The organism is Massilia sp., from assembly GCF_031995545.1.
Lineage (GTDB): Bacteria > Pseudomonadota > Gammaproteobacteria > Burkholderiales > Burkholderiaceae_D > Telluria.
Genome location: NZ_DAMAGA010000027.1, coordinates 59,143 through 69,920, shown reverse-complemented (window position 1 = coordinate 69,920; position 10,778 = coordinate 59,143). Strand labels below are relative to the sequence as shown.

The 10,778-nt window shown below is 67.1% G+C and carries 12 protein-coding genes; 3 read left to right on the top strand and 9 right to left on the bottom strand.

Annotation, left to right across the window (positions count from 1 at the left end; all coding sequences use genetic code 11):
- The coding region (locus RTQ83_RS17395; RefSeq protein ID WP_312517127.1) for a 1-acyl-sn-glycerol-3-phosphate acyltransferase at positions 1-409 on the bottom strand (409 nt) is incomplete at its 3' end.
- Between the two features lie 175 nt (positions 410-584).
- Between RTQ83_RS17395 and arsC the strand changes: the two genes are divergently transcribed.
- Positions 585-938: an arsenate reductase (glutaredoxin) gene (gene arsC / locus RTQ83_RS17390; protein WP_312517125.1), complete on the top strand. Its 354-nt coding sequence runs from the start codon at positions 585-587 to the stop codon at positions 936-938.
- Positions 939-1,022: 84 nt separating this feature from the next.
- Here the strand turns inward: arsC and RTQ83_RS17385 are convergent, their stop codons facing one another.
- The 3 genes from RTQ83_RS17385 to RTQ83_RS17375 form a co-directional block, all read right to left on the bottom strand.
- Positions 1,023-2,213, bottom strand: coding sequence for a right-handed parallel beta-helix repeat-containing protein (locus tag RTQ83_RS17385; protein WP_312517123.1), 1,191 nt, complete (start codon positions 2,211-2,213; stop codon positions 1,023-1,025).
- Positions 2,214-2,368: 155 nt separating this feature from the next.
- Positions 2,369-2,806 carry a thioesterase family protein gene (locus tag RTQ83_RS17380; RefSeq protein WP_312517121.1) on the bottom strand — a complete coding sequence of 146 codons (438 nt, stop codon included), beginning with the start codon at positions 2,804-2,806 and terminating at the stop codon, positions 2,369-2,371.
- An 82-nt stretch (positions 2,807-2,888) separates the two neighbouring features.
- A complete protein-coding gene (locus tag RTQ83_RS17375; RefSeq protein WP_312517119.1) occupies positions 2,889-3,758 on the bottom strand; it encodes an endonuclease/exonuclease/phosphatase family protein in 870 nt (289 codons plus the stop codon).
- A 116-nt stretch (positions 3,759-3,874) separates the two neighbouring features.
- Between RTQ83_RS17375 and RTQ83_RS17370 the strand changes: the two genes are divergently transcribed.
- Positions 3,875-4,222 carry a hypothetical protein gene (locus tag RTQ83_RS17370; RefSeq protein ID WP_312517117.1) on the top strand — a complete coding sequence of 116 codons (348 nt, stop codon included), beginning with the start codon at positions 3,875-3,877 and terminating at the stop codon, positions 4,220-4,222.
- 8 nt (positions 4,223-4,230) lie between these two features.
- On the opposite strand, the gene RTQ83_RS17365 is transcribed toward RTQ83_RS17370, so the two are convergent.
- From RTQ83_RS17365 to RTQ83_RS17345, 5 genes are all read right to left on the bottom strand, one after another.
- Positions 4,231-4,965: a hypothetical protein gene (locus RTQ83_RS17365; RefSeq protein WP_312517115.1), complete on the bottom strand. Its 735-nt coding sequence runs from the start codon at positions 4,963-4,965 to the stop codon at positions 4,231-4,233.
- Positions 4,966-4,972: 7 nt separating this feature from the next.
- Positions 4,973-7,630, bottom strand: a complete 2,658-nt coding sequence (gene pepN, locus RTQ83_RS17360) for an aminopeptidase N (protein ID WP_312517114.1) — start codon at positions 7,628-7,630, stop codon at positions 4,973-4,975.
- 271 nt (positions 7,631-7,901) lie between these two features.
- Positions 7,902-8,957, bottom strand: coding sequence for an alkene reductase (locus RTQ83_RS17355; protein ID WP_312517113.1), 1,056 nt, complete (start codon positions 8,955-8,957; stop codon positions 7,902-7,904).
- A 9-nt stretch (positions 8,958-8,966) separates the two neighbouring features.
- Complete coding sequence (locus tag RTQ83_RS17350; protein WP_312517110.1) at positions 8,967-9,263, bottom strand: metalloregulator ArsR/SmtB family transcription factor; 297 nt, start codon at positions 9,261-9,263, stop codon at positions 8,967-8,969.
- Positions 9,264-9,420: 157 nt separating this feature from the next.
- Complete coding sequence (locus tag RTQ83_RS17345) at positions 9,421-10,395, bottom strand: succinylglutamate desuccinylase/aspartoacylase family protein (protein WP_312517108.1); 975 nt, start codon at positions 10,393-10,395, stop codon at positions 9,421-9,423.
- A 181-nt stretch (positions 10,396-10,576) separates the two neighbouring features.
- On the opposite strand from RTQ83_RS17345, the gene RTQ83_RS17340 reads away from it, so the two are divergent.
- Positions 10,577-10,774, top strand: a complete 198-nt coding sequence (locus RTQ83_RS17340; protein ID WP_290420382.1) for a hypothetical protein — start codon at positions 10,577-10,579, stop codon at positions 10,772-10,774.
- Positions 10,775-10,778: the final 4 nt, after the last annotated feature.

The window sequence follows — 10,778 nt, the reverse complement described above, 5'->3', positions numbered from 1 at the left end:
GGTGATAGAAGCCGCTCTTCCAGTGCGGGCGGTAGCCGCGCGTGCCTTCGGGCGTGATCGCGACCCAGCACCATTCTTCGGCCAGCATGTTCTGGGCGATCTGGCGCGTGGCGCCCATCGGCGCGCTGCGGTCGATGGCGATGCCGCCCCAGTAGCGCATGATGCGGCCCATCAGACCGCGGAACAGCGAATCCTTGGCCAGCCAGCGAAAGTCGAGATCGAGCGCCCACTTGGCCACCAGACCGATCGGGAAGTCCCAGTTCGAGGTGTGCGGATAGACCACGACAATGCCGTGCGGACCGGGCAAGGGCTTGTAGTGCAGCGTCCAGCCGACCAGGCGCAGGGCGCGCAGCGCCAGGCGCTGGCGCAGGGTAGGCAGGTTGGACGGCTGCACCAGGTAATCGCTCATTGAATCTCCGTGGCAGCGCAATGACAGTTCGTCATGAACAGGTCCCGTTGCGCCGTAGAAAAAGAAGCGGGCAATTCTAGCGGCATGGACCGGGGCGGACAAGCAAAAAAACTGGCCGCAGGCAACGCCTGTGGTTATGATGCCGCTGTTTGAAAGTCAATATGGAACGATTGTCATGAGCTTTGCTGTCACGATTTACCACAACCCGCGCTGCGGCACTTCGCGCAACACCCTGGCCGCGATCCGCGAGGCGGGCCACGAACCGCAGGTGGTCGACTACCTCGCCAATCCGCCGACACGCGCGGCGCTGCAGCAGATGATCCGCGACGCCGGCCTGAACGTGCGTGACACCGTGCGCAGCAAGGAAGCGCGCTTCGCCGAGCTGGAGCTCGGCCGACCGGAGGTCGACGACGATGCCCTGCTCGATGCGATGGTCGCCAACCCGATCCTGATCAATCGCCCGTTCGTGGTGACGCCGAAAGGCGTTCGCCTGTGCCGCCCGGTCGAGCGGGTGCAGGAAATCCTGTGAAATGAGCTCGTGAAGCCAGCTTGTGAAGCGAGCGTGTAAGGCAAGCCTGTAACACAGGCAGCAAGCGTCGCCACCAGCGCGCGCTCAAAGAGCCGGCAGCGGCTGCGCCCCGATGTCGGCCTTATTCACCGACTTCGCCGACTTCACCGAATTGCCGCCGTTGCTGCCCGCCGCTGGCCCGTCGGCCGGCAAGCCCTGTCCGATCGCGGGCGAGCCCGGCTTCAGGCGGAAATCGGGTGTACCGCCGGCACTGTACTCGACAAACTGCGGCGCCGCGCTGATGCTCCCCGTATGCTCGCGCCCGTCGGCCAGCTTCCAGTCGCCCTCGTCGTTGTCGTACACCAGGTTGTTGCGGAAACTGTTGTGGCGCCCGGTCGCGCCCTGTTCCAGGATGCCGTGGCCGTTGTCGTAGACGATGTTGTTGCTCACGTGGGTATGATCGTTGGGCCCCTTGCTGTGATAGAAGTCGCCGCCGCCGACCACGATGCCGCTGCCGGACGCGGCCACGGTGTTGCCGCGGATCGTCACGTGGCTGGCGTCGTGCCATAGGTGGATGCCGGCGCCCGAGATGCGGTACACGATGTTGTTGCGCACGCTGGCCGTGGTGCTGACGTAGATGCCGTGCATGAAGCGGCAGCCGGGCGGGCCGATGTCGTGCACCTGGTTGCCGCTGACCACGGCGTCGATGCCTTTGTAGTAGCTGTCGACGCCGATCCCGGCGCCGCCCTTCGGTTCGCACGGCACGTCGGTGCCGATGTGGTGGATGTGGTTGTTGAGCACGGCATTGTGCGAGCCGCCGTTGTAGATGCCGCTGACCCATTTCATGCCGCTCTGGTACTGGGTGCCGTCGATCTCGAAACCGATGATGTCGACGTAGTTGCCGCGGTTGTCCCACGCCGCGCTCTGACGCGCGTCGAGCGGCGGGACGATGCGCGCGCCCCAGCGCTCGGTGCTCTGGAAGATGATGCGTGCCTCGGGCGTGCCGTTGGTAGCCGTGCGCACGCCGCCCGAATACATGCCGGGTGCGACGTGCACCGTGGTGCCGGGCGTGACCACCTGGGCCGCGCGCATCAGGGTGCGGAACGGTTCGGCTCTGGTGCCGGGATTGCTGTCCGAGCCGGCGGGCGCCACGTACAGGTAGGTGCGTACCAGTTCGGCCACGACCAGCCGCTCCTGGCCGCTGTCGCGCAGGCGGCAGCCGGCCAGCGCGGCCCCGGCCAGCATGGCCAGCATCCAGGGCAGCAACCAGCGTGCAAGAGACGCAATCCAGACCATCGCTTCCTCGTCGTGTGTGGCGGTGACGAGTCAGTGTGGCCGCCCGCAAGCGGACCGGACACCGTTTGCCTCAATGTCCTCCTTGAGCGCACGCAAGGTGTGCGAAGCGATCCTGACGGCAAGCGAGCACAAGTAGAGGCGCCGGCGCGGTGCGTTCAGGCCGGCGGCACCACCACCGGCATGTAGGCGTCCAGGAACTCGGCCGGCATGCGCCGTGGCCGGCCGCTGCTGATCTCGATGCAGACCAGATCCCAGCGCCCGCGCAGCACGGTCGCGCCGTCGCTGTCGCGCACCAGCTGGAAGCAGCGCTGCATCGACAGCTTGCCGTCGCCGCCGACCAGCCAGGTGGCCAGGCTGAGCGGTTCGCCGAGCAGGGTCGGCAGCAGGTAGTCATATTCGCCGCGCCGGATCGCCATCGCGCGGTCCAGGCGCCGGTAGTCATCGAGCGACAGGCCCAGCTGCTGCGAGTGGGCCCAGCCGGCCTGTTCGCACCAGCGCACGTAGACCGCGTTGTTGGTGTGGTTCAGGCCATCGATGTCGCCGGCGGCGGGCGCCACCGGCAGGATGAACGGTTGCGGATAATCCCAGTCCAATGCAATTTCCCAGATCGAGCGGCAGGGCCGCGAACCAGGGCATTGTACGGCAGCGCAGCAAGCGGCGTGGGCTGTCGCTGCGCTAGCCGGCCGGCCAGTCGAGCTCGACCAGCACGGCCTGGTGGTCGGAACCCTGCTCGCTGGCGTCCACCCGCATGCGCCGCACGCGGGCGGTGAGATCGGCGCTGGCGAATACGTAGTCGAAGGTGAATGGCGGCGGCGCATCGGGACGCAGGTCGTGCAGGCCGACCGTCGGGGCATGGCGGCGGCCCGGCTGCACCACCTGCCAGCAATCGCGCCAGGGCGGGGTATCGTCGCCGAACGGCGCTAGCAGGCGCTGGTGCTCGGGCGAACCGGGCAGCATATTGAAGTCGCCCGCCAGCAGCGCCGGCGCGGCACGCGGCACCGGCGCGAACGGGCCGCTGCCCGCGGCGCGGGGGCGCATGGCTTGGGCGCGGCCGTCCCGCTGCAGCTCGCGCAAGCGCTCCACCTGCGCCAACCGTTGCTGGTACGAGAAATATTCGAGGTGTGCGTTGACGATGCGCAGCAGGCCGCCGGGCGTGGCCAGCGTGACCTCGAGCGCCGTGCGCGGCATGCTCGGCACCGCCGGGTCGGGCGGCCACGGCAGCGAGTGGCGCAATACCTGCAATACCGGATGGCGCGACAGGATCATGCTGCCGATGCGCCGGCGCGGGCCGTCGGCGGCGCCCGGTTCCGCCGGGTCGGTGGCCAGGTCGCAGGCAACGGCGGCCGCTGCCGCATGGCCCGGCATGCGTGCGCGCAGCGCCGCGAACTGATCTTCGCCGCCGGGGTCGAATCCGGATGCGACTTCCTGCAGGCAGACCACGTCGTGCCGCGCAAAGCGGTCGAGGCAGCCGACCACGCGGCCCAGGTCGGGCTTGCCGTCCGGGCTGCGGCCGGACTGGATATTCCAGGTAATGAGCGTGAACATGGGCGTCCTTTCCGATGACTGGCAAGGCTAGCGCCGCCGCGCGTTACACGGGGTGATGCAGCGCAGGCAGCACGCCGAATCGGTACCGGGACAGAGACGGAGGGAAATTGTTTACGATGATTCTGCTGCTCTACCTGCAGCAGCACCTCGACGTCACGCTGGAAAGCAGCAGCCTGAGCGGTACGTTCGCCAGCAAGAAAGCCTGCGAGGACGCCGCCGTGCGCCTGCGCGGACCGCTGCCGACGCCGGACGGCTACGCCGCCGCCTGGCACGACGTGCTGTGCGTGCCGATCGCGCGCGACGTCGCGGTGAATGACGGAAAGCCGGTCGATCTGGGGAAACTGTTGGAAGGCCGGCCGCCCACGGTGTGCGAGGCAACCGGCGCCTGGCGCCGCGTGGTGGAACTGTGCGCTCCGGCCAGGCCGGGCGACCCGACCCGGGACGGCGACAGCTTCGTCAAATAGGGTTGTTGCTAGTCGCGCTTGAACTCGGCTTGCCCCGGGCAGTCGATGATCCCGGCCGCACCTTCGCCACCCAACCGGTCGAAATTGACCATGCCGCCGCCTTCGGCCAGGTTGCCGATGCCGGGACGCACGCTGCCACCGGTGCGGCAGTACACCTTGTTGCCACGGCGGAAGCGGTAGATCGTGACCCCGTCGGGTGTCGTGTAGCTGTCCGAGCTCAGCGTGCGCGAGGTGTCGTTGTGCGCGTTTTCCAACGCGGCGGTGAAGCGGTTATACGGCGTGTCGCCAGGCTTCAATCTGGAAGGCTTGCCATCGCGTAGCGCGCTGTCGACGGCGCCGGCTGCGCGCAGGGCGCGTGCGGCGGTGCTTTCGCCCGAGGGTGCTGCATTCGGCGGTGGTGCGGCGACCGGGTCGGCATCGGGCGCGGCTGGGGAGGGTGCCGCCGCCGGTTCAGTGAAGACTGCCTGCGATTCGGCGTCGAGCGGTGCCGAGGCCGGCTTTGGCACGGCAACGCGTTCCGGCCTGGTTGGCACTGGCGCCGCTGGGGAAGGCGCCGCAACCGGCGGCGGCGCCGGCGTGAACACCGGCACCACGACGAACTCGCGCAGTCCCGGCAACGCTTCCGGCAAGCGCGGCCCGGCCTGCAGCCACCACCACGCCAGCAGCAGGTGCACGCCCAGTGTGGCCGCCAGCGGCCAGCCGGGCGCGCGGCGCGGCATCAACGTCACATCCGCCGCGCCCATCGACCGCTCAGCCCTTCGGCGCGGTCATTGCTCCCTTGATCGCCACGCAGCGCTGGTCGTCCTGCAGCGTGTCGAGCAGCGAGCGGCGGGTGAAGGCCGACAGGTCCTTCATCGTGTCGGCCGCGCGCTGCAGGCGCGCCACGCTTTGCGGGGTGCAGGTGGCCGGAATCATGGTCACCGCGTAGGCGCGCATGAACACCGGACCGGCCGCCTTGTCGAGCGCCGGCAGGCGCGCCAGGCGCGCGTCGGCGCTGGCTTCGTTGAGCGCCTTCTGCTCGGCCGGATAGATGCTGCCCATCGCGGTGCGCAGGCGCGAGAACGGCAGTTTGGTCTGCTGGTCCTCGATCTTGCCCAGCCACTCGGTCTTGGCCGCGCTGTCCGGACGGCCCGCCACCGCCGCCACGGCGGCGATCTGGCCGGCGTCCGACTTGTCGCGCGCCAGTTCGGCGTCGACCAGGGCGGCCGCACCGGCATGGTTGTAGCGGTTCAGGCGCGCGATAATGGCCCAGCGCAGTTCCTGGTTGATCGCGAGGCCTTCGGCCTTGTCCTTGCCTTCCAGGACCGCGGCCAGGCGCGCCAGCGCTTCCGGGCTGCTGGCGACGTCGATGTACTGGCCGAACCAGCGGCGCTGGAAGTCGGCGTTGCCCTTGTTGGCGGCGACGCCGTTCCAGGCCATCTGCTCGAGCGCCCTGCCGGTCTTGCGGGTGTAATCGTTATCCAGGTTCATGGCGTCGAGATACCGCTTGGCACCGCCGACCTTGCCCAGCGTGTCGCCCAGCAGCGTGTAGTCCTTCTCGAGCGGTGCGTTGTTCAGGGCGACGTCGATGAATTCGTTCAGCGGCAGCTGGGCGTCGCGCACGCCGTCCCACAGGCTTTGCCACAGCATGGCGCGCAGCAGCGGGTCGTCGACCTTCGACAGGCTCGATTTGGCGGTGGCGAACGAACGGCCATCCATCTGCACCTTGGCGTAGCCCCAGTCCTGGTAGTTCGGGTAGACCAGGTCCGGGCAGGCGGCGCCGTTCATGTCCGCCACGGCGGTGGAGGCGCCCTTGTAGGTCACCGGCACATTCTTCACCAGCGTCAGCTTGTCGCCGTCGACCTTGAACGCGGCCACCTGCACGCGCTGTTCGCGCAGCGTGGGCAGGTCTTTCGGCGCCGTCTGGGTCAGCTTGAAGCCGGCGATCTTGCCGTTGCTGCAGGTGTAGCTGGCGGCGATGGTGTTCACGCCCGCCTGGTACAGCCATTCCTTGGTCCAGCCGTTCATGTCGCGCCCGGCGGCCTGGCCCAAGGTGCCGATGAAGTCCTGCAGCGTGGCGTTCTGCCACTGGTACTTGGTCAGGTAGTTATGCACGCCCTTGCGGAAGGTTTCCTCGCCCAGCAGGTGGCGCAGCTGCTTGAGGGTCGAGCCGCCTTTCGAATAGGTGATGGCGTCGATGTTGTCGAAGGCGTTGGCCGACGACGGCACCGGCACCTCGATCGGGTGGGTGCTGGCCTTCTGGTCCTGGATGTAGGCCGCCTGCTTGCCGCCCTGGTAGAAGTTCTGCCAGGCGTCCTTGAATTCGGTCGATTCGGCGGTGGCCAGCACGCCCATGAAGGAGGCGAAGCTTTCGTTCAGCCACAGGCCGTTCCACCACTTCATGGTGACCAGGTTGCCGAACCACTGGTGCGCCATCTCGTGCATGATGACTTCGGCCAGGCGCTGCTTCTGGGCCGCGGTCATGGTCTCGCCCAGGAAGCTGCGCTCGGCGAAGGTGATGGCGCCGGCGTTTTCCATGGCGCCGTACAGGAAGTCGGGCACCACCAGCTGGTCGTACTTCTCGAACGGGTACGGGATGCCGAAGTAGCCCTCGAAGAAGGTCATGCCGCTCTTGGTGTAGCGGAACCAGTCGGCCGGGACCACCTGCTTGGCCACGGACTGGCGTGCGAACAGGCGCATCGGGTACTTGCCGCTGTTGTCTTCCCACACCTGGTACGGGCCGGCGTGCAGCGAGAAGTTGTAGGGGCTCAGGCGCTTGGTGGTCTTGAACGTCCAGCGGCGGTTGGCGCCGTCGTCCTTGATGCCGGTTTCGCGGGTGGTGGTGACCACGTGCCAGTCTTTCGGCGCGGTGACGCTGACGGTGTAGCTGGCCTTCAGGTCGGGCTGGTCGAACACGGCGAACATCTGCTGCGCGGCGGCCGGCTCGAAGTGCGAGTAGGTGTAGACGCGGCCGTCGGCCGGGTCGACCATGCGGTGCAGGCCTTCGCCGTTGGTGCTGTGCACGCGCTCGTAGGCGACCACCACCGTGTTGCGGCCCTTGGCCAGGTCGACGGCGCCGATGGTGATGAAGGCATTGTTGTAGCGGGTCTGGACCGGCTTGCCGTTGACGCTGACCGACTTCACGGTGGCCTTGTTCAGGTCCAGGGTGACGTCGGAAGCGTTGTCCTTGAGGTCGAAGGTGACGGTAGTGGTGCCGGCGAAGGTTTCCTTGCCGGTCAGGGTGAAGTCCAGCACGTAGTCCACGTTCGCGATGCGCGCCGAGCGGGCGAAGGCGTCTTCCTGCGACAGGAATGGATTCTCGGCGCGCGCCGGCGCGGCTTTGGCGGGTGCGGCGGCCTGGACTGCGGCGCTGAAGGCGAGCGTGGAAGCGATGGCAAGCGCCATCACGCGGTGTGCTGGAAAGTTCACGGAACAACTCCTCTTGGTGGGCGCATCTGGGTGCGCGACGTAGTGATCGCGCAAGAATAGCATGCACGCAAGCGAGTTGACACAGGGATATCACATTCTCCGCACGGCATATGCACGGCATATGCATGCTGCGCAGCGGCGGTAAATACGAATGAATCGGGAGGAGGAGTGTACGGCGGGATGCAGGGCCGGAGGGCCCTGCGGATGGGTGGCCGCGGCTTCGCCGGCGGGGGCGGGCGAAGCGTTGGCGAAACTTGGCTTGAGGTACGGCTTAAGCGGCCAGCGCCGGGTAGTCGGTATAGCCGGTGCTGCCCTTGGCGTAGAAGGTTTCCGGCACCGGCTTGTTGAGCGGCGCGTCCAGCTGCAGGCGCTTCGGCAGGTCCGGGTTGGCGATGAACAGCTGGCCCCACGACACCGCGTCGGCGGTGCCGCTCGCAACCAGTTCTTCGGCGCGCGCCTTGGTCAGCTGCTGGTTGGCGATCCAGACGCCGCCGAATTCCTTCTTGATCATCGGGCCCAGCGCGTTCGGGGTGTCGGCTTCGCGGGTGAAGATGAAGGCGATCTTGCGCTTGCCCAGTTCGCGCGCCACGTAGCCGAAAGTTTCGGCCGGGTTGGCGTCGCTCAGGTCGTGCTGGTCCGAGCCCGGTGCCAGGTGCACGCCGACGCGGTCGGCGCCCCAGACGTCGATGCAGGCGTCGGTGACTTCGAGCAGCAGGCGGGCGCGGTTTTCCACCGGGCCGCCATAGGCGTCGGTACGCTGGTTGGTCGAGGTCTGCAGGAACTGGTCGAGCAGGTAGCCATTCGCACCGTGCACTTCCACGCCGTCGAAGCCGGCCTTCTTGGCGTTTTCGGCGCCCTTGCGGTAGGCGGCGACGATGCCCGGGATTTCATCGAGCGCCAAAGCGCGCGGGGTGACGTAGTCGCGCATCGGGCGCAGCAGGCTGACGTGGCCGGCCGGCTTGATCGCCGACGGCGCTACCGGCAGTTCGCCGTTCAGGAAGCTGGGGTCCGAGATGCGGCCCACGTGCCACAGCTGCAGGAAGATGCGCCCGCCGGCCTTGTGCACGGCGTCGGTGACCAGCTTCCAGCCTTCGACCTGCTCGTCGGACCAGATGCCCGGAGTATCGGCGTAGCCCACGCCCATCGGGGTAACCGAGGTGGCTTCGGACAGGATCAGGCCGGCCGAGGCGCGCTGTACATAGTGTTCGGCCATCAGCGCATTTGGCACACGGCCTTCATCGGCGCGGGCACGGGTCAGCGGGGCCATGACGATGCGGTTCGGCCATTCGAGGGCGCCGACCTTGATCGGATCAAACAAAGTAGTCATCAGGTATTCCTAGAGTCCGTCGTTCAGTTGTGCGAGAAAGGACTGGATCACTTCCTCGTTGCGTTGGTAGAAGACCCACTGGCCGACGCGGCGCGTGCTCACCAGGCCCGCGCGCTGCAGCGTGGCCAGGTGCGCCGACACGGTCGATTGCGACAGGCCGGCCTGCTTGTCGATCAGCTTGCAGCACACGCCGAAGTCGAGCGGGTGTTCCTGCTCGGCGAAGTGCAGTTGCGGATCCTTCAGCCACTGCAGGATCTGGCGCCGCACCGGGTTGGCCAGCGCCTTGTGAATCGCGTCGATGTCCATGGGTCTTGTCTTATATCGGAGGTTGTCGATCCGAATATCGTCATCTTACGATATTCAAAAAATCTTTGCTGGCGGCGGTCCAAAAACGGCATGCGTGCTTCAAGCGGTGATGCGGGAGGGGCCGGCGCCAGCGTGGTGCCGGCGCCGGATTCGATGGTTATTGCTGTTCGCGGCCGAACTGCGGATTGGGGCGGGTCAGGTAGTACCACTCGGTGTTGGCGGCGGCGTTCGGGGCCGGGAACAGGATGCGGCCGCCGAATTCCGCGGTCACCGGGGTGCCGTCGGCGCGGGTGCCGATCCGCTCGCCCTCTGCCACCGGGTCGAAACTCTTCCACGGCCGCGCGAAGCTGTCGTCGGCGTGCAGGCGGTCGTGCACCACCACCATCGACAGCGCTTCCATCTCCTCGAACGGCACCGGCTGCGGGTCCGGCGCTTCGATCAGCCCCAGGTGCGCCAGCGTGTTCATGATCGCCTGGTACGCGACGTCCGGCGCGGCCGGGTCGTCGTGCTGGCCGCATTCCAGCGTCAGCGCGTAGCCGCCGGTGCTGCGCATGTATTCGGTGGTGCCGACGCCGTAGCGCAGCACGGTTTCCAGTTCCTGCGCGTTGCGGCTGCGGCGCTGCACGCCGTCGCCGTAGGTGGCGAGCCAGCCGTCGACGAAGCGGCGCACGCCCAGGCGCCGCGCCCAGGCGCGTTCCTTGGCCGCGTGCTTGAACGGCTGCAGCGTGCCGTCGTTGTCGAGCGGGCCGACCATCACGAATGGCTCGCCGTGGGCCGCGAACGAATGCAGGTCGAGCAGCACATGATGTTGCGCAAGCAATGGACACAGCCAGTTGGCGATGTGGTCTTCGAAGTCTTGCGGGTCCTGTTTCGGGAACAGGTCGCGGTTCAGGTTGCGGTCGCCGTTGCGCGTCACTTGCTGGTACGCCAGCGGGTTCACGATCGGCACGAAGGTGACGCTGCCGGCGGCGATGTGCAGCTTGCTGCTGTCGATCTCGTCCATCACGCGCCGGATGCCGAGCGTGCCGCAGATCTCGTTGCCGTGGGTGGCGCCCATGATGATGACGCGCGGGCCGGGCTGCAGCGCGGTGTAGTTGATGGACTTGAACTGGAACTGGCGGGAAGAGGTCATGGATCGCGGGGCCGGTAAGTATGGGCAGGATAAGAGCGGAAAAATCGGTGCCGGTATTTTATCGGGAATCGCGCGGCTGTCGAAGTTTCGCTCTGCGGCGGAACGGCGCGGTAAAATCGTCGGTGGCGGGTCGCGTCGATCCGCCGTTCACGAAATAACCGCAACAGCAAAAGGAAACAGCATGGCCAAGAAAGAAGAACTCGACGAAGAGACGATGGCGCTCATCAACTGGTGCATCGAAGTCGAAGGCTTCCTGGTCGCCGGCGGCGCCACCGTCAAACAGGCGCAGGACCACATCGAAGAGCAGATCGAATGGTTCACCGACCAGTTCTACGACGGCTTGACGCCGGAAGAAGCGGCCAAGGAAGCGCTGGCCTGAGCCT